Here is a 24,356-nt window from a genome sequence, read left to right as displayed (position 1 = left end):
TTTTATCACACTTATTTAAATCTGTTAAATTTTCAACAAAAATATACTTTTTATGTACATATTTTTACATTAAATCGTTATTAGTTCATAAGGTTTATGCCTATCTTTGCCCGTTGAAAAGCAAAGACTAAACTAATTTTTAGTAAGAAAAATACAGTTATGACTAAACAAACGCTATCATTTTCACGAACAGACTCTGCAAAATTTTTCAGAACATTAAACAAACGTGTAAACAGCTATTTTAAAGACAATAACATAAAACGTACCGGTAATTGGAAACTTTGGGTAAAAACCATTGTAATGTTTTCAATATTTTTGGCGCCATACTTTTTAATTTTAACACTTAATTTCCCTAATTGGGTTAACTTTTTACTTACCATTGTTATGGGTGTTGGTATGGCTGGTGTTGGTATGAATGTTATGCATGATGGTAACCATGGTTCATTTTCTAACAAAGAATGGATAAACCGTTTAATGGGAAGCAGTATTTACATATTGGCTGGTAACGTTTATAACTGGCAAGTGCAACATAATGTTTTACACCACACGTATACAAATATTCATGGGCACGATGAAGATTTAGATGCTGGTAGAATTTTACGTTTTACAAAACACTCTAAATGGAAATGGTACCACAAATTTCAGCACTACTACTCTATTTTATTATACGGTTTACTAACTATAAATTGGGCCATTACTACAGATTGGCAACAAATGAGACGTTACATGAAGCGTAAATTATCTTACGGCAAATACCCAAATCCTGTTTGGAACTGGAGTAAACTTGTTATTTCAAAAATAATATACGTATCTGTTTGGATAGTTTTACCAATGCTTATTTTAGATATTGCTTGGTGGAAAATTTTAATTGGTTTCTTTGTAATGCACTATACAGCTGGCCTAATTTTAAGTGTTGTTTTTCAATTAGCACATGTAATGGAAGATGCCGAAATGCCTTTACCCGAAAAAGATGGCACCATGAAAAACACTTGGGCAGTACATCAACTTAAAACCACAATTAATTTTAGTACAAAAAACAGTATTGTAAACTGGTTTACAGGTGGCTTAAACCATCAAGTTGAACACCATATTTTTCCGCATATTAGCCACATTCATTACACTAATATTTCAAAAATAGTTAAAGAAACTGCTAAAGAATTTAATTTACCATACAACGAATACAAAACTACACGTAAAGCCATAATAGCGCATTTTAAACATTTAAAAGAAATGGGCGTAAAACCAGCTTTACAAGTCTAACAACCACTATTAACTTAAAGAATGAACTTACTATCTGATAGAATTTTAAACATGGCTACTTCTGCAACTTTAGCCATGGCTGCAAAAGCAAGAGAATTAAGAGGCGAAGGCAAAGACATTATTGGCTTAAGCCTTGGAGAGCCTGATTTTAAAGTGCCAGATTTTGTTAAAGATGCAGCAATTGACGCCATTAACGAAGGCTACAACTCATACACACCTGTTGATGGTTATGCCGATTTAAAAGATGCCATCATAACAAAATTTAAACGCGATAACAATTTAACGTACACACCTTCTCAAGTTGTAGTTTCAACAGGTGCTAAACAAGCGTTATTTAATGTAGCTGGCGTTATGTTAAATGATGGCGATGAAGTTATTTTACCATGCCCATACTGGGTAAGTTATGCCGATATTGTAAAACTTTTTGGTGGTGTTCCTGTTGAAGTAAAAACTTCTATTGATACTGATTTTAAAATGACTGCTGAACAACTAGAGGCAGCCATTACACCTAATACCAAAATGATGTGGTTTAGCTCACCATGTAACCCAAGTGGCTCTGTTTACAGTAAAGAAGAGCTGCAAGCTTTGGTTGATGTTTTAGCTAAACACCCAAATATTTACGTGGTTTCAGATGAAATTTACGAACATATTAACTACGGAAAAGGCCACACAAGTATTGCGGAGTTTGATGAAATGTACGATAGAACAATTACCGTAAACGGCGTTTCTAAAGCTTATGCTATGACAGGATGGCGTATTGGGTTTATTGGTGCTCCTGAAAAAATCGCAAGAGCATGTAATAAATTACAAGGGCAAACAACTAGTGGCGCTAACTGTATTGCACAACGCGCAGTAATTACTGCTTTAAATGAATCGCCTTCACGCATAAAATACATGATTGATGAATTTAATGTACGTAGAGATATGATTTTAAATTTATTAAATGATATTGAAGGCTTTAAAACCAATACACCTGATGGTGCTTTTTATGTGTTCCCAGATGTTTCTTATTTCTTTGGAAAAACACTAAAAGGTAAAACTATTAACAATGCTACAGATTTTTCACTATACCTATTAGAAGAAGCCTTAGTTGCAACTGTTACTGGTGATGCTTTTGGAAACCCTAATTGTATTAGAATTTCTTATGCTGCATCACAAGAACAAATAAAAGAAGCTATTAAAAGAATAAAGGAAGCTGTTAGCTAAAATTATACTAACATTAGCACAAACACATCAAAAAAGCCACTGTAATTACAGTGGCTTTTTTTATATAAACATTTCCCTACACAACTATTAAAAAAAGCCTTTAAAACCACAAAACAGTAACCTATAGTTAATTAATTAGTAACATTTGAAAAAAAAATTACAGCTAATATTGCTAGTTATTTTTATTAAAATGTTACAAAAAGTATTCACGCTCTCATTACTTATTTTTAGTTTATCTCATTGGTCTCAAAATCTAAAATTTGAAACTTTTGAAACAAGCTCGGGTTTATCAAATAACTCCATAACCGATATTGAAAATGATGCCAACGGCGGGTTATGGATTGCTACATGGGACGGACTTAATTATTACAATGGTGAAAACTTTACTGTTTTTAAACATAAAAAAAATGATGCCAATTCACTACCAGGTAACGACATCATTAAACTAATTAAAGATAATAACAATAGTTTATGGCTGCTTACCAAAGACTATAAAATAGGTAGATATAAAGGTAATGGCATCTTTCAAAATTTCACCTTTACCAATCCTGTACTTAACATATATACAGATGCTAAAAAAAATATAATTGTTAAAACAGCCAATTCTAAATATATTTTTGAAAAGGATACATTTAAAACAACTCAGCAACAACCACACAATAACACTAATTTATCTTCTTTTAGAGAAATTCTATTAAAAAAACATCCTGATGTTATTATAAATGATATTCTAAAAGATAACAACGGTAATATTTGGTATGCCACAAGAAGAAACGGCTTATTTATTCTACCTAATACTCCAGAAAATATTAATAATACTAAAATTGACCATTACGTAAGTGATATTTATTCAACCTATAGTTTTAAAAGTAATGAAATAAATACTTTACATAAAGATGTTTTTGGAAATGTTTGGTTGGGGCATAAAGATGGTGGCTTAAGTATGGCTTTTTCAAATTCAGAAAACATTAAAACCGTAGCTTTTCATCCTAAAAAGTTCCCTCACTTACCCAATGAAACCATTAGAGCTGTTACCAAAGATGATAACGGTAATATTTGGTTAGGCTACTACACCAAAGGACTATATAAGTTTAGCAAAAAAACAAATTGTTACCTAGAATATGAAATAAAAGAAGCCACAAAAAACCCTAATTGGCACAGAATAAGAGCTTTATTTACAGCATCAGATGGTTCTATTTGGGTTGGCACATATGCAGGTATCATAAAAATTACAAACAATAATTATACACTATATACAGCAGAAAACATTCCTGAAATTCCTAACAATAGACATTATAATTTTTGTGAAAACAATAACCATATTTGGATTGCTTGTTGGGGCGGTTTAGCAAATTTCAACCTTAAAACAAAACAATTTGAAACCTTTAAAAGCCAAAAATCACTATCTGGTTATAATATTAGAAACGTTGTAATAAGTAACAACAATTTAGTTATTGCAACAGAAAATAATGGCGTTATTATTTTTAATACTATAAGTGGCACTTACAAAACCATTACTACAAAAGATGGCATACTTGGCAATAGTATATTTTCAATTTACTTTGATGAAAAAACTAATAATTTCTGGTTTGCCTCTTTGGGTGGCGTAAGTGTTTACAACCAAAAAAAAGGAATAATTACCAACATTACAGAGTTAAATGGCCTACCAAGCCACATGGTTTACAGTTTGGTAAATAACCTTAATTACATATGGGTTAGTACCTCCAAAGGTGTTGCTGCTATTAATAAAAACACGTTTAAAGTACATGCCACCAACCCTAAGGAAGGCTGGCAAGCTGCAGAGTTTTCTGAAGGTGCTTATTACCAAGATAACAAAGGCTTAATTTATTTTGGTGGTATTAGAGGTTTAAACTTTTTTCATCCAAATACCATTAAATTCAATAAAAATGAGCCAAATATTAATATACTAGTTGATAACTCACCTGTAAACAGTGACACCCTTGTAAAACCCTATTACAACAATAATTTAAATGTTTCTGTTAATTCCATAATATTTCCTAGTAATTCTAACTTTCCAATTTACTATAAATTAAACAACCTAGATAGTACATGGCATAAACTTAAAAACAGCACTATTAAATACCAAAACTTGCCGTTTGGCTACTATCAATTTCTAATAAAAAAAGGCAATTTAAACGCTAAAGCAACTAAAGTTTTAACTTTAAAAATAAATAAACCGTTTTATAATACTTTTACTTTTTACATATTAATTGCTTTTTTATGCTTAGGTATTATTGGCTACACCTCATTTAATCGTCATAGAAATATTAAACGTCGTAACAAAAAACTAGAAAAACAAATAGCATTAAGAACACATGAAATTGAACAGCAAAAAAAGCATTTAGTTTTAGCAAACAATAAATTAGACGAAAAAAACAAAGAAATATCCTTACAAAAAGAAAAGCTTTTAAAGCTTCACAATAACTTAAAAAGTGAAGCTTTTGAAATTGAAAAATTTAAAAGTTTTGCATTATCAGAGTTCAAAGAGCCGGTTTCTGAAATAATAAAAAACACACAAAACTTAACAGCCTTACCTCAAATAAAAGAAAACATTTTAAAACAAAGTAGTAAACTTATAAACTTGATTTCTGAGTGGCATTATCTAGACCACGTAAAAGATTTAGGGCCAACCAAAAGAACATCAATAAACATTCAGCCGTTAATTGAAAGTTTTATAGAAAAGCAAAAGCTTCTACTTCAAAAAAACAACATTAATTTTAATTGTGAAATAAACTCAAAAATTCCTTGGGTAGAATTAGATGTTTTACGTTTTAAACTACTATTAAAGTATATATTTCATGATATTATTAAATACTCTGATGCTGAAACGCAATTAAATACAGTTATTGGTTATAAAAATAATGCCATAACAATAATTACAGAATCTAACAGTGAAACGCTAAGAAATAACTGGTACAATATTGAGCATTACAGCCCATACTTTAAAGCTTCAAAAAACTTAATAAAAAATTTAAACGCCACCATAACACATAACACAGAGCATTTATTTAAAAACTATATTAACATACCTGTTACTGAGGTAGATACTAATGCACAAGTAATACAAACAGTATCATGGAAACACTTAAATGCAGCCTCTAAAACTATTTTAGAAAAAGATAACAACATACTTATTTTTACCAATAAAAATAATTTTGATGTTGCAAACCAGTTACTTTCAAACAATTCTTATAATTTAATTTTTGAAAACGAAGTAACTAACGCATTAGCTGTTACAAAAAATATTATTGTTAGCACCATAATACTTTACCAAACCCCAATTAACAGCAAATTAGTTTCTTTTTTAAATACCTTGAAACAGGATTTAGCTTCGCAAAACATTCCTAAGTTATATATTTCTGAAACTATAGATTATAATTTACAAGAACAATCTATTGAATTAGGTATAGATACTGTTATTCAATTACCTGCTACTAAAACCTACATTAACAAAAAAATATCTGCTTTTATAAATCAAAAAAGCAATAAAAATAACAATAAGCTACAACAACAAATTTTTAGAATTTTAACCGATAAAAATGATCTGGATACACCTAATGAGAAATTAATTAAAAAAAGTTTACAGATTATAAAAAACAATCTTCACGACACCAGTTTTAACGTTGAAAAACTAATAAACATTTTAGAAATTTCTAGAATAAAATGTTACCGAGTGTTTAAAGAAAATTTAAATCAGTCTCCATCAGATATCATAATTAAACTTCGCTTAGAAAAAGCCTGTTATTTATTAAAAAATAAAAACCTCAACATATCTGAAGTTAGTTTTGAGTGTGGCTATAATGATCCAAAATATTTTAGTCGTTTATTTAAAAAAACATACAACGTTAGCCCTAAAGCATTCAAAAAACAAAATAATTAAACAAGCTGTTAATGCCAGATTACTCTAGTGTTACCCTATTGTTACTGTAACAAAAGTGGTGTTTTTTTCAAAATTAAAACACAAAAATTGAAACATTTTCACACCCTACCGAAACATTTTTACACCCTAAAATAACACCTTTAAAATAGTTTTGAAACACAAACAAAAAATTAAAAACATGATTAATAAAATTTACTTTTTGTTGTTGTTTAGTATAGGTTTTGTAACCTTTACTAATGCTCAAACAACTATTAAAGGAACTGTAAAATCTGCTTCAGATGGCATACCAATTCCTGGTGTAACCATTGTTGCTAACAACCAATCAAACACTGGTACAAGTACAGATTTTGATGGCAACTTCACCTTATCTTTAAAACAAGAAAAAGGTATTTTAAAATTTTCTTATTTAGGCTACGCCACTAAAGAAATTAATTATAATGGTAGCCAAACAATTCAAATTACTTTAGAAGAAGAAGCTAGCACTCTAGATGAAGTTGTTTTAATTGGTTATGGTTCTTCTAAAAAAGGCGATTTAACTTCGGCAATTTCTAAAGTTGAAAACATTAAAAGTATTGCTAGCCGCCCTGTAAACAATTTAACCGATTTTTTACAAGGTAATGTACCTGGTGTTACTGTTTTACAAAATGGCGGAGACCCAACAAGTGGCGGTAAGGTAGTTATTAGAGGTATTGGTTCTGTTAATCCAAATTCTGAAAATGTATTAACTGTAGTTGATGGCGTACCATACTATGGGCCCGCTATAAACCCAAATGATATTGAATCTGTTTCTGTATTAAAAGATGGTGCTGCAGCCTCTATTTATGGTGCACTTGCTAGCTCTGGTGTTATTGTAATTCAAACTAAAAAAGGAAAAAAAGGAAAACCTAGAATTAACATAGACACCTACACCGGATTTAAAAAAGCTACCAATTTACCAACAGCTTTAAATGCACAGCAACAAGCGTTTGTTTATAACCAAGCCACAGATAATGCTGGTGACCCAAGACAATCTGCCCATGATGCAGACCAAAACCCATGGGGCCAAACAACAAGAACCAATTGGGTAGATGCTATTTTTAGGTCTGCAGCTACAACAAATGTTAACGCAAACATTAGTGGTGCAGGTAATAACTATAACTATTTAACATCGTTTAGCTACAATACTACTGAAGGTGTTTTACAAGGAACAAGTTCTGAACGTTATTCATTTAGAGTGAAATCTGATTTTGATTTGTCTGATAAAATAACCATTGGCGAAAATGTGTATTTCTCTCAAACCGAAGCATTAGGAACAAACACTTCTAGCGGATATTCTGGAGCTATAATAAACGCCATTTACATGCCTTCTGCTGCCCCTGTAAAGGATGAAAACGGTCTTTTTCATGGAGTTGTACCTTTTAACTTAGCTCAATTTGCTGGAGCTTACGGTGATGTTTATAACCCAATGGCTTTATTATTAGCCCCAACAAGAACTAGACCTTCAACTTACATTAATGCAAATGCTTATTTAAATTATGAAATTATTGAAGGTTTAAACTTTAAAACTAATTTTTCTTATGCAACTACGCATAATAAATCTAAAACATTTACACCCACAAGACCAGAATTAGGAAGAACAAACCTAACAAACGCATTAGACCAAAGTAACTCTAATAATAGAACTTGGATTTGGGATAATCAATTAACCTACGTTAAGTCTTTTGGCAACCATAATGTAAACTTAACGGCCATACACTCTGCACAAAATCAAAAGTATGAATCTCTATCTCAAAGAGGTGAAATATTTAGTAGCGAAGCTCCATTCAATCAGTTTTTAGAAAATGCATCTGTTATTAGAAATCCATTTTCAAACGCCTTTGAGCGTGCTTTAAAATCTGTTATTGGTAGAGCTATGTATAATTTCAATAGTAAATACTATGCAAGCTTTAGTTATAGGCAAGATGAATCTTCAAGACTCTTTAAAACAAACCAAAAAGATGAGTTTTTCTCTGGTTCTTTAGCTTGGAGAATTTCAAATGAAAACTTTTTTAATAGCGAAGTAATAAACGACTTAAAATTAAGGGCTTCCTTTGGGCAATTAGGAAACATTAATTCTGTAGAGTCTTACTCTTTTGATATTCCTTTAAGTAGCGGTTTAGAAATTATTGGTAGTAACGGAGACCGAACAAACAGATCTGTTTTTGAGAGAATTAAATCTAACCCAAACTTAACATGGGAAACATCAGAGTCTACAAACATTGGTATTGATCTTGCTTTATTTAATAGCTCTTTAACTGTTATTGCAGACTATTTTGAAAAACGCACAAAAGACATGCTTTTACCTGATGATGGTGATACACACATTGGCTTAAGCTCTGGTGTAATCAATGGTGGCGAAGTTTTAAATACAGGTTTTGAAATTGCCCTAAACTACAAAAACAACATAGGAGATCTTAACTTTAATATTAATGCTAACGTTTTCTCTTTATTTAAAAATGAATTAGTAAGCTTAAATGGCAACACACAAGTTTATAATATTCCTCAAACTGATGAAACCACAGCAAGACAAGTAATTAGGCCTTTTAGAACCCAGGTTGGCCAAGAACCATTTTCATATTACTTGGTACCTTATGAAGGTATTTTCCAAAACCAAGACGAAATTAATGCTCATAACTTAAATGGTAATTTAATTCAACCTAATGCAGTACCTGGTGATTTAAAATTTACAGATACCAATAATGATGGTAAAATAACACCAGATGATAGAGTTTTAATGGGTAGCTATCAGCCAGATTTCACTTACAACATTGGTTTAAATCTAGATTATAAAGGGTTTGATTTAAACATGATTTTTCAAGGCGTAAGTGGCTCTGAAGTGTTTAACGCATATAAATACTCTACTTACAATGCTTCACTTCAAGGTTACAACCTAGACAATAGAGTGTTAAACGCATGGACAAGTACTAACACAAACACCAACATTCCTAGAGTATCTACCAAAGACAACAATAGCAATTTTGGCACAAACTCTAGTTGGTATTTAGAAGATGCGTCATACCTAAGACTTAAAAACATAACATTAGGCTATAATGTACCTGCAAACGCTATGAACAAGCTTATTAAAAATTCACAATTAAGAATTTATGTTTCTGCTGAAAACGTATTTACAATTACAGACTATAGCGGTATAGACCCAGAAGTAGGTGGCTATGGTTTAGATGTTGCCAGATACCCATTATCTAGAACCTTTACAACAGGTTTATCTTTAAAATTATAGTATAAACTATAAAACAAAAATTAAAAAAATGATAAAATCAATTATAAAATTAACCAAAAGCACTTTGCTAGCAACTAGTATAATGCTAACCGTAAACTCATGTTCAGATGAATTTACTAATTTAGAACCAATTGGAGGTGTATCTACAGGTAACTTCTGGAAATCTGAAGCAGACGCTGTACAAGCCTCAAATAGTTTATATCATGAAATGCAAGCTCAAAACCTATTTGGCCGTGGCTTCTTTTGGTACTTAAACGTATCTGATGACATGGTTACTGGTAGAATTAGAGCCGATGTTGATAATGCTAAAAACTTTATAATGAACGGTGATGAAGGTTCATACAAAAACATGTATGGAGATTGCTATAAAGTTATTAGAAGAGCCAACTTTATTTTAGCTAATGTACCTAGCATGAATATAAACGAAGACTTAAAAAATAGAATTCTAGGAGAAGCCTACTTTATGCGTGGTTTTAGTGCTTTTTGGGTAGCTCATATGTATGGAGATAATGGCACTAACGGTGGTGTACCTATTGTAACTGTTGAAAACATGAATGCTCCAGCTGGTAGCTTTGAAAGACCTACAAGTGTTACAGAAAACTATGCTCAAATAGTTGAAGATTTAAAAGCTGCTGCCGATTTATTACCTCTATTCTCAACCTATGGTGATGCAGATAAAGGTAGAGCACATAAAGATGCCGCTTTAGCATATATTGCTAAAACCTACCTATACTGGGCACAATATGACAGCACTAAATACGCTGATGCCGTAACGTACTGTGATGCTGTAACAAACTCTGGCTCTGGTAGAGCTTTAATTGACACAGATAATCCGGCAGAAGACTACAGACTATTACACAGTGCCGTAAAAGAATGGGACAGTGAATATATATGGTCTGTTAACTCTAGTGCAGATGGCGGTAGTATTTTAACTGGTGTTATGTTAGAAAACAAAGGTTGGGGTTCTTACAACGGTTGGGGCTATTTCCAACCAACTGAAGAATTATATAACGAATTTGAAGATGGCGATGCCAGAAGAGCTGTAACTATTTTAAAATTTGGTGATGAGTTTCAATATTTTGGTGAAACAAGAAGGTACCAATCTGAAAACTCATTATCTGGTTTTCAATTTAATAAATACATGTATGAATTTAGAGAAGCAGGCGCCATTGGTACAACGGTAAACACAAACGGAGATAACCCAACAACAGCATACAATGTTCCGTTACTAAGATACGCCGAAATATTATTAATAAAAGCCGAAGCCTTAATTATGCAAGGACAAAACGGTGATGCTCCACTAAACTTAGTAAGAAACAGAGCTGGTTTAGCGCCAATATCTAATGCTACTATTGATGATTTAAAACACGAAAGGCGCGTAGAATTAGCAGGCGAATTTGCTAACAGACATTTTGATTTAGTGCGTTGGGGTGATGCTCAAACCGTTTATGCCCAACCGTTACATGGTAGAATTCATACTGATAGAGCCAACCCAGACTCTCCGTATAATTCTGAAGTTATTTGGCCCGCTAGAAATTTTGATCCAAACGTAAACCACGTATGGCCAATACCTAATACAGCCTTAGAATCATCAGGAATTTCACAAAACAAAGGCTGGTAAAAACATCATTTTTGAGTTTGATTGATAGTTAGTTTTTTCAATTAGTTATAAGGGAGTTAAGTTTAACTCCCTTATTTATCTACTTACATTAACCATCAATTACATTAAAACATAATATTATAAACATGTTTAATAATATAAAATCAATTATAACTATACTATTAATTGTATTAGCAATTAACAAGATAGCTTCACAAAACAATAACCAACAACTAATACATTCGCATAACGATTATTTACAAAATTTTCCTTTTTGGAATGCCTTTTCAAACGGTGCTAATTCAATTGAAGTAGATGTTTTTTTAAAAAACAAAAAACTTTTTGTAGCTCATACGGAAAAAGAAATAGAATTAAAAAACACAATAGATGTACTATATCTTAATCCATTACAAAATGTTATTAATTTAAAGAAAGCTAATTTTCAAGATATTATACTGCTAGTTGATGTAAAAACAGAAGCTTACTCTACTTTAAAAAAACTTATAAAAGTTCTAAAAAAGTATCCAAAAATCATTCAACATCCTAAAATAAAAATAGTAATATCGGGCAATAGACCTTTGCCGGAAGACTACACTAAATATCCAAAATTCATCTACTTTGATCATCAAGAATTAGACATTTCATTATCTAAAGAAAGCCTAAACAAAGTGGCTATGGTTAGCACTGGTTTTAAAAAATTATCTCAATGGAATGGCAAAGGCAGATTAACGCATGAGGACTTTAAACGCGTAAAATCTGTTATAAACAAAGCCAAAACCTTTAAAAAACCATTTCGTTTTTGGGCTACACCAGATTCTAAAACAGCTTGGAAAGCATTTATTGATATGGGTGTTAATATTATAAACACAGATGTTCCTTCAAAATGTGTTCAGTATACAAAATCATTAAAAAACAGAGTGTTTACTAACAAAATATTTTCTGAAGTTTATAAACCTACATTTGCTTCAGATCAAAAAAATACAAAGGTTAAAAACATTATTCTACTAATTGGTGATGGTAATGGATTAACTCAAATTTCTTCAGCAGTTCTTGCAAATAATGGTGCATTATCTTTAACGCAACTTAAAAGTATTGGTTTAATAAAAACACAATCGGCTGATGATTTCACAACAGACTCAGCCGCAGCTGCTACTGCTTTAGCAACAGGCGAAAAAACTAATAATAGAGCAATTGGCACTAATGTAAATGGACAACCTATTAAAAATATAACCGAAATTTTACACGATAAAGGATACCTTACAGGGTGTATTACAACCGATTTAATTACAGGTGCTACTCCTGCGTCTTTTTACGCTCACCAAGTAGATAGATCAAATATCAATGGTATTTCAACAAATTTACTTTCAAGTAAACTTAACCTATTTGCCGGCGGCGGCGGCGTGTTTTTTAAAAACTCTGGCTTAAAAAATAATTTTAAAATTCTAAAATCTATAAAAGCCATTAATTCAGCCAACAGTAATCACATAGGGTTGTTTTTTACAGGTGGTAGCGTTCCCTCTATTACTGATGGAAGAGGCACCTTACTATCTGAAACCACAAAAAATAGTTTGAACTTTTTTAATAAAAAACAACAGCCATTTTTTTTAATGGTAGAAGCTGCTAAGATAGATTCATTTGGTCATGCCAACAACACTGCCGGCATTGTTACTGAAACTATAGATTTTGATAGAGCTATAACTGAAGCTTTAAAATATGCTGATAATCATCATGATACACTTGTAATAATAACGGCAGACCATGAAACATCAGGATTTAGTATTCCGCAAGGTAATTTAAAAAACCATTCCATTGAAGGCGATTTCACAACGCATGATCATACGGGTACCATGGTTCCTATTTTTGCTTACGGGCCAAAATCTCACCTATTTACTGGTGTGTATGAAAACAATGAAGTGTTTCATAAAATTTTAAAATGTATTCATGATAATTAACTGTAAACTTTATAGTATACCTTTCTTAAAAAGTTTTATAAAAAAAAAGCCGCTAAAAGCGGCTTTCTCTCTCTCTTATTTGCTGTTAAAACAGCAGTTTAATGTAATTATTGATAAATAAAAACAACCATTTGCAAAGAAATAATTAAAAAGCGTACATACTATGTGGTTTTACCACATATTTTTCTTACGATAATGCAAAACCGTAAAACAATCTATATTTTTGCTTATCTTTTATTCAAATAGAGCTGAGAAAATTAATAGTTAATGAGGGAACAAAGTATTAAGCTTTTAATTATTGAAGACCATCAAATTATAGCCCAAGCATACAAAAATATTTTAACTGAAATACCCAAAATTAATTTCAGTTTTACTTTTGCGGCAAATTGTGATGATGCCGTTTCAAAAATTTCAAAAGAGCAAAATGATCTTTTTATTTTAGACTTACAATTACCAATATCAACAAACGAACGTTTTTTATCTGGTGAAGATTTAAGTTTGTTAATTAGAGAAAAACTACCAAATGCTAAAATAATTATACTCACATCTCTAACAGATCAAAACAGGATATCTAGCATTATAAAAGAAATACATCCTGAAGGCTTTATGATAAAATCTGATATTGAATCTAAAGAATTAAAAGAAGCTGTTATTAATGTTGTAAACAATAAAACATATTACAGTAAAACCATTGAAAACTATGTGAGTAAAGCTGTATTTAATGATTCAATTATTGATGATTTTGATAGGCAAATACTCTACCATTTATCAATGGGAGAAAAAACGAAAGACTTAACAAAATTTATCCCACTTTCAACGCGTGCTATTGAGGTTAGAAAAAATAAACTAAAAACATTGTTAGACACCAAAGACTCTAACAATGGTTTCAACCTTGTAAAAAGCGCTAAAAAATTAGGTTTAATTTAATATAAATTATCTATTCCTCCAGAAAAACGGTGTGAATAAAATAAGTACTGTAAATAGTTCTAAACGGCCTATAAGCATTAAAAAAGAAGCCCACCATTTAGCTAAAGGTGGTAATGCTGCGTAGTTATTAACCGGCCCAAATTCACCTAAAGCAGGACCAACATTTCCTAAAGTAGATGCTGCTAAACCTATAGCCGATTTAAAATCTATATCAAACATTGAAAACACTAAGCCTCCAATTATAAATGATAGCATATAAAGAATAAAAAATGCTAATACATTAAATACAATAAACCTGTTAATAGCTTTATTATTATAACGCACAGGCACTATTGCATTAGGGTGCAATGTACGCTTAAACTCTAAAAACCCATTTCTAATTAAAATTAAATGACGCACTACTTTTACACCACCCGATGTACTACCTGCTGAACCACCTAAAAACATTAACCCGAAGAAAAACACCACCAAAAAGGGTGTCCATAGTGTATAGTCTGCGGTTACAAAACCTGTAGTTGTTACTATGGCTAATACCTGAAATAGAGAATGCCTAAAAGCACTTTCGGCTTTACCCCAAACCATTGGGTGTGCTATAGAAGATTTACTAACATCGGCTTTAAAATAAATTAAAAGTGCAGCAACTATTGTAAAAGTAGCTATAAATTTAAAATAAAGTTTAAACTCTTCGTCTTGAATTATTTTTTGAACCTTTCCTTTAAAAGCAAAGTAACTTAAAACAAAATTGGTTCCTGCTAAAAACATAAAAACAATAATAATGTATTGAATTATTGGTTTATCATTCCAATAGGCAACACTGGCATTTTTAGTTGAAAAACCTCCTGTAGATAGTGTACAAAGTGCGTGGTTTATAGCATCAAAAAAAGACATACCTGCAACTTGCAACAAAATAGTTTCGGCGGCAGTATAACCAAAATAAATAAGCCACAAACGTTTGGCTGTATCTGTAATTCTAGGGTGCAATTTATCTCCACTAGGCCCAGGTGCTTCGGCTGCAAAAAGCTGCATACCACCAATACCTAACAATGGTAAAATAGCTATTGCTAAAACAATTATGCCCATACCTCCAATCCAGTGTGTTAAACTTCGCCAAAATAACACGCCTTTTGGCACTGCTTCAATGTCATTTAAAATAGAAGCACCCGTGGTTGTATAACCACTCATGGTTTCAAAAAAAGCATTAGTAAAATCTGGAATACTTTGGGTAAAAACATAAGGCATTGCGCCTGTAAAAGACATCACTAACCAACCAAAAGTTACAACTACATAACCATCTCTTTTATTAATTTCTTTTTTATGCTTTCTAGTAGCAAGCATTGCAATACCACCTAAAACAGAAGTTAATAGACCTGCTAAAAGTATTTGATTGGTTACACCATCATTATAAATAAAACTTACCAAGGCAGATAATAGCATAAAAGCACCATTAAACACCATTGATAAACCTAAAAATTGAAATATAATTTTGTAGTTAAGTTTCATGAAGTTATGTTATAAAAATAATTTTTCAACACGCTTAATAGATTTTAGTAAACTACAAACTACTACGCGGTCTCCTTCTTTTATAACAAAATCTCCTAATGCAATAATACCTTCGCCATTTCTTACCACACCACCAATAATGGCTGTTCTTGGAAAGTCTATAGATTTAATTGATTTATTACACACCGCCGAGCATGATTTCACTTCAAACTCAAGTAATTCAGCATTTAAATTGCTAAGCTTGGTCATTGCTACAACTTCGCCACGCCTAATGTATCTAAAAATATTGTTGGCGGCTAGTAGCTTTTTATTTATTAGTGTATCAATACCTATGGAATGTGATAAATCAAAATAATCCATATTTTCAACAAGCGCTATGGTTTTTTTAACCTCTTTAGTTTTGGCTAATAAACAAGACATAATGTTGGTTTCAGAGTTTGGACCAACAGCTATAAAAGCATCCATTTCGCTTATGTTTTCTTCTTCTAAAACATCAACATTTCTACCATCGCTATTTATAACCAACACTCTATCTAGTTCTTCGGCTATTTCAAAAGCACGATCTCTATTACCTTCAAAAAGCTTAACATTTATACCGTTTTCACTTAAGTTTCGGGCTGTTTTGTAGGCTATTTTTGTACCTCCTAAAACCATTACATTTTTAATATCGGCTTTTGCTTTTCCTGTTAGTCTGCAAAGTTCATCGGCACCACCTTCAGATGTTACAAAAACAACGGTATCACCTCTTCTAAACTGCGTATCGCCTCTTGGAATTATGGTGTTTTGTGTGCCAAAACGTTGCATGGCTATGGGCACAAAATGAATTTCTGGAAATATTTGAGCGGCTTCTTTTACGGTTTTACCAACAAAAGATGCTGTACTTGAAAGCGTTAAACCTCGCATGGTTAAAGCACCGTTTTCAAACTCATAATTTTCTTTAAATGATGATTGTTTTAGTGATAATTCAATCTCTGAAGCAGCTAATGCTTCGGGTGAAATTAACTCATCAATGCCAAATTTGGTAAATCCAACATCATCTTTATACCTAATAAATTCTGTATTTGAAATTCTGGCAATGGTTTTTTTTGCTCCTAGTTGTTTTGATAATACGCTAATGGTAATATTTGTAGTTTCGCTTGATGTTACCGCAATAAGTAAATCTGCAGTGTCTATTCTTGCGTCTCTTAATACTGAAATAGACGTGGCATCTCCTTTAACAACTCTAATATCTAATTGAGAATCAGCGTATGCTAAACTTTTTTTGTTGGGGTCTATTAAGGTAATTTCTTGAGATTCGTAAGACAATAATTTGGCCAAATGAAACCCTACTTCACCAGCTCCTGCAATAATTATTTTCATTTCTTAATAATCATAAAAAGTGATGCAAATATACATTAATTTATACACAGATGCATTAATATTACATTATTATAATATTTAGTTACTTCTACATTGCTAGTGTTTTATAGTAAGAATAAATTATGTAGGTTTGCTAAAAAATATTGATTTGTCAAAAATAAAACCATACAAAGACAGCGATTTAGGTAAAAAAGAACAGGTTACCAAAATGTTTGACACTATTTCTGGCGATTATGATGGCTTAAACCGTGTTATATCTTTTGGAATTGATGTTAAATGGCGAAAAAAAGTTGTTAACATTATAAAAAGTACCAATCCAGACTCTATTTTAGATATTGCCACTGGCACTGGCGATTTGGCTATAAATTTAGCACAAACCAATGCTTCAAAAATTACTGGTTTAGATATTAGTAGCGGCATGCTAGAAATTGGTAAGCAAAAGATAAAAACTAAAGGTTTAGATGCCAAAATTGAAATGGTTTTAGGCGATAGTGAAAATATGCCTTTTAATGATAATACTTTTGATGCCATTACGGTAGCGTTTGGTGTAAGGAATTTTGAAAATTTAGAAAACGGCTTAAAAGAAATTCACAGAGTGCTTAAACCTAATGGCACATTTGTTATTTTAGAAACATCTGTACCTACCAAAACACCTTTTAAACAAGGCTATAAGCTGTACACCAAAAATATTTTACCACTAATTGGCAAAATGTTTTCAAAAGACAGAAGTGCTTACAAATACCTAAGCGAATCTGCCTCTGTTTTTCCTTATGGTGAAGCTTTAAACAATATTTTACGTAAAACGGGGTTTATTAATGTTGAAGATTTTCCGCAAACATTTGGCGTGGCAACAATTTATAAATCATCTAAGTAATAATATGAAGCAGTTTTTTGCATTAATATCATTTTTACTAGTTATACAAACCACTAACGCACAACTTTTTAAAAAAGAAAAAGTAACCTATGATGCCAACCAAGGCCGAGGCTCTACAGATAATAATTTATTGCGTTGGGGGTATTTTTTAGGTTTTAGTCAGTATGATTTTAATTTTGATTACAACCAAGATTTGCGTGATATTTATGTAAAACGTAATGCAGGTTTTAACGTTGGACTTATTGGTAATTTACGTATTAACAGCTTTTTAGACTTACGTTTAGAACCCGGTTTGTTTATTACAAGTAGAGAATTGCATTACAGCCAAACCTACTTTACAGGTATGACAATAAACCAAAACGATTTGGTTAGAGAAATAAAATCTACATACATACATGTGCCTTTACTTTTAAAAGTTTCAACTAAACGTATTAACAATTTTAAGCCTTTTATTGTTGGCGGGGTTTCTACTGCATTAAATTTATCTAGTAACGAAGACAACCCAGAAGATAATAGTAACGGCCAATTTAGAACCAAAAAAAATGCTTTGTTTTATGAACTTGGTTTTGGTATTGATTTGTATTTGTACAACTTTAAATTTACACCTTCAATACGCGGTGTATTTGGTTTAAATGACGAATTGGTTAGAGACGAAGACCCTAACAGCCCTTGGACAAGTAATATAAACAGCATGAAAACAAGAGGCGTTTTTGTAAACTTTACGTTTCAATAAACATAACAATGCTTTATGTATTATTGTTGTTTTGTTAGAAATTTAACCTCTTTTAAATTCACTTAATAAAATAGCGGTTGCGGTTGCTACATTTAAACTTTCAGTAGCTTGTAATTTACCAAACCTTGGTATTGAAATTTTATTGGTTACTAAATTTTCAATGGTTTTACTTACACCATTAGCTTCGTTACCCATTATTAAAACACCCTTATTTGGCAAAGTAGCTTTGTAAACATCATCACCTTCCATAAAAGCGCCATATTTTGGCAATTCAACGTTATTTAAAAAGGCTTCTAAATCTACATAATTTATATTTACACGGGTAATTGAACCCATTGTTGCCTGAATTACCTTTGGGTTAAAACAGTCTACAGTTTGGTTACTACACACTAAATCTGTAATACCAAACCAATCACAAAGTCTTATAATAGTTCCTAAATTCCCAGGGTCTCTAATATCATCTAAAGCCACAATTAATTGCGTGGTATCAATAGCTTTTGCTTTAGGCATTTTAAAAATGGCTAATGCCGTATTAGGTGTTTTTAAAAAACTAATTTTTTTTAATTCAGTTTCTGTTATCAACACTTCTTTTTTGGCATTAAAGTTGAAGCTTTGTTTGGTATATAACATGTATAGCTCTAGGTTAGAATGCAGGAGCTCTTTTATTGTTTTAACACCTTCAACAACAAAAAAACCTAATTCTAATCTATATTTTTTTTGCTTTAAACGCGTTATTAATTTTATTTGGTTTTTTGATAACATGTAACCTAGTTGTTTTTTTAAAGAAACAAAAATAGATGCTTACTTTTATTATAAGCCATTTTTTATAACATTATTGGTAGAAACACCTAAAATAGCTTGTAAAATAGCCTTGATGTTTATTTTTTTGAGAAAATTAAGAAATCAAGAAAAATTAAACGCATTAAATAGTGTATTTTTGAGCTGTTTTTAGGCAACCTCCAGTAAACATAAATTATAGTTTCATTTGAAAAAACAGTTTTTAAAAATATTAGCTTTTTTTGTATGCATAATACTTTTTTTTGCTTGTGAAGCCACAAAAAGAGTGCCTAACAACACGTTTTTACTAACCAATAACACTGTAAATGTTAATGGTAAAAAAAACAATACCGAAGCTGTAAACAACCTTATTATACAAAAACCTAACCGCAAAATTTTAGGCACACCGTTAAGACTTCATATTTATAATTTAGCCAGAAAAAATAGAGATTCGCTTTTTGAGGCATGGTTAGATGAGAAACCAAAGCGTAGAGAACGCTTAACTAAAACACTCTCAAAAAAACAGGTTAACAACCTTAAACAATCATCTATTGGGTTTAATAATTGGCTAAAAAAAACGGGAGAAGCACCTGTTATTTTAGACGAAAACAAAACCAAAAAATCTCAAAACAGACTAGAGCTTTACTACAAAGCCAATGGTTGGTTTAACAACCAAGTAACTTATAATATTGATAAAACAAACAACAAACGTGCAAATGTTACTTACAACGTTACAACCGGCAATCCCAAAATTATAGACTCTATTTACACTACCATAAGCTCTAAAGTGGTAGATTCTATTTATAAATTTTCAACAGAAAAAAGCTTTATTAATAGTAATGAGCAGTATAGAGATGTGCACCTTGTTAATGAAAGAGATCGTTTAACTAATTTATTTAGAAATTCTGGTGTATATCATTTTACTCAAGAAAACATAAACTTTGATGTTATACATAACAAAGAAAATGACAATGTTGATATTGATGTTTTAATTAGCAATAGAGCCATAAGAACACCAGATTCTATTAAAAGAACACCTTTTAACATTTACGATATTAGAGAGGTAAATATTATTACAGATTATTCATTTAATAAAAGAAATCAACCTTTTAAAGACTCTATAAAGTTTGGTGGTTACAACCTTTACAGTTATGGTAAAATGCGTTATAAACCTAGAGCTTTAACAGATGCTATTTTTATTACCCCTGGTAATATTTACAAAGACGCAGACCGCACACTAACCTACCGCCATTTAAACCAATTACGCACATTTAAATATCCAAATATTGAGTATGTTGAAAATTTAGACCACTCATTATCTAGCACCATAAAACTAGCGCCATTAAAAAAGTTTAGCTTAAGTTTAGGAGCCGATGTTTCTACAAGTAATATTCAAAAAGTAGGCTTTTCTGTAAACCCTAGTTTACAAATACGAAACATTTTTAGAGGTGCCGAAACGCTTCAAATATCAACAATTGGTGCTATTGGCGCTTCTATTGATGCAAACAAAGACGCTGCAGATCCGTTTTTTGATATTATTGAATATGGTTTAGATTTTAAACTAACCATACCAAGGCTGCTATCGCCATTTTATACAGAGCGCCTTATTCCAAAATACATGTCGCCAAACACCCGTATTGGCTTAGCGCTATCTAGCCAAACCAATATTGGTTTAGATAAGCAATCATTAAGTGGCACACTAAATTATAACTGGTTTCCTAACAGTAAAATAACAAACAGGTTAGATTTATTCAATGTTCAATACGTTAGAAATTTAAATACAGACAATTATTTTGATGTGTACCAAAATTCATATGCACTTTTAAATTCCATTGCAAAAGATGTTAATTACACTGATGATGACTTGAATTTACCCAATAATGAAAATCCTGTAAACGAAGCCGATGAATTTATAAATTACGCACTTTCAAGCCCTACACCTTCTGAAATTTCAAATACGCAAAGGCAAAATGTAAACAGTATTAATGAACGTAAAGAGCGTTTAACCGAAGACAACTTAATACTGTCAACGGCCTTTAGTTTCACTAAAGATGAAAGAACCAATCTGTTTGATGATGATTTTTCAATTTTCAGATTCAAAATAGAATTTGCAGGTAATTTATTAGCAAACGCCTCTAGCCTTTTAGGACTTAAAAAAGATGAAAACAACCGGTATAATTTACTAGATGTAGCTTTTTCACAATATGCTAAAACCGAATTAGAATACACAAAACACTGGGATTTAGGCTCTAAAAACGTATTAGCATTACGCAGTTTTTTTGGTATTGCTATACCTTATGGCAACTCTTCAAACATACCTTTTTCTAAAAGTTTCTTTGCTGGCGGCCCCAATGATAATAGAGCGTGGTCTGCCTACCGTTTAGGTCCTGGTAGTACAGAATCTGCCAACGAGTTTAATGAAGCTAACTTAAAAATTGCTTTAAACATTGAACAACGTTTTAACATTTTTGAGAACCTAAATGGCGCACTTTTTATTGATGCCGGAAATATTTGGAATGTACTTGATGATGTTGATGATACCAACGCAACTTTTAACAATTTAAGTGCATTAAAGGATATTGCTGTTGGCTCTGGCTTTGGGTTAAGGTATGACTTTAGCTTTTTTGTATTTAGGTTTGATGTAGGTTTTAAATCCTATGACCCAACATATCCAAACAATAATCGTTGGTTTAATGATTATAACTTTGCCAATGCCGTTTATAACATAGGTATTAACTACCCATTTTAATACAAAAAACTATAACGTTTTAGTTTTAAATTATCTTCAACATACTAAAAACCATATAATTTTATATAAAATTTAATTACTTTTGAAAACATTAAATACAAATTAAATTTAAACACAAAATGGCACATAATATAAAACCAGGAGTTGCTACAGGTTATGAGGTACAAGAAATCTTTAAACTAGCAAAAGAAAAAGGATTTGCTTTACCAGCAGTAAACGTAATAGGCTCTAACGCAATTAATGGTGTTTTAGAAACTGCAGCAGCATTAAACGCACCTGTAATTATTCAATTTTCAAATGGTGGCGCACAGTTTAACGCAGGTAAAGGCTTAAGTAATGATGGGCAAAAAGCCGCAATTCAAGGCGCTATTGCTGGTGCTAAACACGTACATACTATGGCCGAGGCTTACGGTGTTCCTGTGATTTTACATACAGACCACTGTGCTAAAAAATTATTACCTTGGATTGATGGTTTATTAGACACTAGTGAAAAACACTATGCCGAAACCGGTAAATCATTATTCAGTTCACATATGATTGACTTATCTGAAGAGCCAATTGAAGAAAATATTGAACTTTGTAAAACATACCTAGAGCGCATGAGCAAAATGAACATGACGCTAGAAATTGAATTAGGTATTACTGGTGGTGAAGAAGATGGTGTTGATAATACTGATGTTGATGATTCTAAACTATACACACAACCAGAAGAAGTTGCTTATGCCTATGAAGAATTAAGCAAAGTAAGTGACCAATTTACAATTGCTGCCGCTTTTGGTAATGTACACGGTGTTTACAAACCAGGTAACGTTAAACTTACACCAAAAATCTTAAAAAATTCTCAAGAATATATTTCTGAAAAATACAACGTAGGTCACAACCATATAGACTTTGTATTCCATGGTGGTTCTGGTTCAACAGTTGAAGAAATTAGAGAAAGTATTAGTTATGGTGCCATTAAAATGAATATTGATACAGATTTACAATATGCATTTATGACAGGTATTAGAGACTACATGGGTGCAAAAGCAGATTATTTAAAAGCTCAAATTGGAAACCCTGATGGTGAAGATGTACCAAACAAAAAATACTACGATCCTCGTGTTTGGTTACGCGAAGGTGAAAAAACGTTTGTTGAACGTTTAAAGAAAGCTTTTGAAGACTTAAACAACGTAAACACGTTATAATAAGCACAGTATAAATATTATTAAAGCTCTGTATTAACAGAGCTTTTTTTATACAACCTATTTAGTATGCGTGCATTACAATAAAAACCGTACGGTGTTACCACAAAATTAAAAAAAGCCTTAATTTTGCCAACAGGCTTTTTTAGTATTGTACTCTAAAACCTAAAAAATAAACGGCTAACTACCGTAAACCTAAAATTATAAATCATATGTCTTGGTTTAAAAGAAAAACAAAAGGAATAACCACAACCACCGAAGAAAAAAAGGACACCCCTAAAGGACTTTGGTACAAAACACCAACAGGTAAAATTGTTGATACTGAAGAATTAGCTAAAAACTTTTACGTAAGTCCAGAAGATGGATACCACGTACGTATTGGTAGCAAAGAATATTTTGAAATACTTTTTGATGATAACAAGTTTAAAGAATTAGATGCTAGTTTAGAATCTAAAGACCCTTTAAAATTTGAAGACACAAAAAAATACCCTGAACGCTTAAAAGCAGCTCAAGAAAAAACAAAACTTAAAGATGCCGTAAGAACCGCCGTAGGAAAATCAAAAGGGCGCAATTTGGTAGTTGCTTGTATGGATTTTAGCTTTATTGGCGGCTCAATGGGAAGTGTTGTAGGAGAAAAAATTGCTCGTGCTGCAGATTACTCCTTAAAAAACAACGTACCATTAATGATTATTTCAAAATCTGGTGGCGCAAGAATGATGGAAGCCGCATTATCATTAATGCAATTAGCTAAAACATCAGTAAAACTAGCGCAATTAGCTGATGCTAAAATACCATATATTTCATTGTGTACAGACCCTACAACAGGTGGTACAACTGCATCATTTGCTATGTTAGGAGACATCAATATTAGTGAACCTGGTGCTTTAATTGGTTTTGCCGGCCCACGTGTTGTAAAAGACACTACCGGACAAGATTTACCTGAAGGTTTCCAAACTTCTGAGTTTTTGTTAGAACATGGCTTTTTAGATTTTATTACTTTAAGAAAAGAATTAAAAAATAAAGTAAACCAATATTTAGATTTAATATTAAATATGCCTTTAAGAGCATAGTTAAAAAT

The 24,356-nt window shown here is 31.6% G+C and carries 15 protein-coding genes; 12 read left to right on the top strand and 3 right to left on the bottom strand.

Annotated elements, in window-relative coordinates; genetic code table 11:
- Positions 1–159: 159 nt before the first annotated feature.
- The 7 genes from ACYX4H_RS09220 to ACYX4H_RS09190 all read left to right on the top strand — a co-directional run bounded on the left by ACYX4H_RS09220 (position 160) and on the right by ACYX4H_RS09190 (position 14,102).
- On the top strand, positions 160–1,260 hold the full coding sequence (locus tag ACYX4H_RS09220; RefSeq protein WP_475294329.1) for a fatty acid desaturase family protein: 1,101 nt from the start codon (positions 160–162) through the stop codon (positions 1,258–1,260).
- Positions 1,261–1,281: 21 nt separating this feature from the next.
- The gene (locus tag ACYX4H_RS09215) at positions 1,282–2,466 is read left to right on the top strand and encodes a pyridoxal phosphate-dependent aminotransferase (RefSeq protein WP_475294330.1); all 1,185 of its coding nucleotides are present in this window, start codon (positions 1,282–1,284) and stop codon (positions 2,464–2,466) included.
- A gap of 190 nt (positions 2,467–2,656) precedes the next feature.
- Positions 2,657–6,367 carry a two-component regulator propeller domain-containing protein gene (locus tag ACYX4H_RS09210; protein ID WP_476235972.1) on the top strand — a complete coding sequence of 1,237 codons (3,711 nt, stop codon included), beginning with the start codon at positions 2,657–2,659 and terminating at the stop codon, positions 6,365–6,367.
- Between the two features lie 178 nt (positions 6,368–6,545).
- Positions 6,546–9,623 carry a SusC/RagA family TonB-linked outer membrane protein gene (locus tag ACYX4H_RS09205; protein WP_476235971.1) on the top strand — a complete coding sequence of 1,026 codons (3,078 nt, stop codon included), beginning with the start codon at positions 6,546–6,548 and terminating at the stop codon, positions 9,621–9,623.
- A 28-nt stretch (positions 9,624–9,651) separates the two neighbouring features.
- A complete protein-coding gene (locus ACYX4H_RS09200; RefSeq protein ID WP_476235970.1) occupies positions 9,652–11,244 on the top strand; it encodes a RagB/SusD family nutrient uptake outer membrane protein in 1,593 nt (530 codons plus the stop codon).
- 125 nt (positions 11,245–11,369) lie between these two features.
- On the top strand, positions 11,370–13,175 hold the full coding sequence (locus tag ACYX4H_RS09195) for an alkaline phosphatase (RefSeq protein ID WP_476235969.1): 1,806 nt from the start codon (positions 11,370–11,372) through the stop codon (positions 13,173–13,175).
- A 267-nt stretch (positions 13,176–13,442) separates the two neighbouring features.
- On the top strand, positions 13,443–14,102 hold the full coding sequence (locus ACYX4H_RS09190) for a response regulator (protein ID WP_476235968.1): 660 nt from the start codon (positions 13,443–13,445) through the stop codon (positions 14,100–14,102).
- 6 nt (positions 14,103–14,108) lie between these two features.
- Here the strand turns inward: ACYX4H_RS09190 and ACYX4H_RS09185 are convergent, their stop codons facing one another.
- Positions 14,109–15,602, bottom strand: coding sequence for a TrkH family potassium uptake protein (locus ACYX4H_RS09185; protein WP_476235967.1), 1,494 nt, complete (start codon positions 15,600–15,602; stop codon positions 14,109–14,111).
- 9 nt (positions 15,603–15,611) lie between these two features.
- A complete protein-coding gene (gene trkA / locus ACYX4H_RS09180) occupies positions 15,612–16,961 on the bottom strand; it encodes a Trk system potassium transporter TrkA (RefSeq protein ID WP_476235966.1) in 1,350 nt (449 codons plus the stop codon).
- Positions 16,962–17,109: 148 nt separating this feature from the next.
- Here trkA and ubiE point away from each other — a divergent pair, with 148 nt between their 5' ends.
- Both ubiE and porT read left to right on the top strand, forming a co-directional pair.
- A complete protein-coding gene (ubiE, locus tag ACYX4H_RS09175) occupies positions 17,110–17,835 on the top strand; it encodes a bifunctional demethylmenaquinone methyltransferase/2-methoxy-6-polyprenyl-1,4-benzoquinol methylase UbiE (RefSeq protein ID WP_476235965.1) in 726 nt (241 codons plus the stop codon).
- A gap of 4 nt (positions 17,836–17,839) precedes the next feature.
- The gene (gene porT / locus ACYX4H_RS09170; protein ID WP_476235963.1) at positions 17,840–18,568 is read left to right on the top strand and encodes a type IX secretion/gliding motility protein PorT/SprT; all 729 of its coding nucleotides are present in this window, start codon (positions 17,840–17,842) and stop codon (positions 18,566–18,568) included.
- Positions 18,569–18,610: 42 nt separating this feature from the next.
- On the opposite strand, the gene ACYX4H_RS09165 is transcribed toward porT, so the two are convergent.
- Positions 18,611–19,330, bottom strand: coding sequence for a TrmH family RNA methyltransferase (locus ACYX4H_RS09165; protein WP_476235962.1), 720 nt, complete (start codon positions 19,328–19,330; stop codon positions 18,611–18,613).
- A gap of 223 nt (positions 19,331–19,553) precedes the next feature.
- Between ACYX4H_RS09165 and tamL the strand changes: the two genes are divergently transcribed.
- The 3 genes from tamL to accD all read left to right on the top strand — a co-directional run bounded on the left by tamL (position 19,554) and on the right by accD (position 24,348).
- The gene (gene tamL, locus ACYX4H_RS09160) at positions 19,554–22,094 is read left to right on the top strand and encodes a translocation and assembly module lipoprotein TamL (RefSeq protein WP_476235961.1); all 2,541 of its coding nucleotides are present in this window, start codon (positions 19,554–19,556) and stop codon (positions 22,092–22,094) included.
- Between the two features lie 119 nt (positions 22,095–22,213).
- Positions 22,214–23,281 (top strand): class II fructose-bisphosphate aldolase, encoded by a 1,068-nt coding sequence (gene fbaA, locus ACYX4H_RS09155; protein WP_476235959.1) that lies wholly within the window; start codon positions 22,214–22,216, stop codon positions 23,279–23,281.
- A gap of 209 nt (positions 23,282–23,490) precedes the next feature.
- Positions 23,491–24,348: an acetyl-CoA carboxylase, carboxyltransferase subunit beta gene (gene accD, locus ACYX4H_RS09150; protein WP_475294343.1), complete on the top strand. Its 858-nt coding sequence runs from the start codon at positions 23,491–23,493 to the stop codon at positions 24,346–24,348.
- Positions 24,349–24,356 lie beyond the last annotated feature (8 nt).

It is taken from the genome of Seonamhaeicola sp. ABD4_340, assembly GCF_056312135.1.
This window is presented reverse-complemented; position numbering and strand designations above follow the sequence as displayed.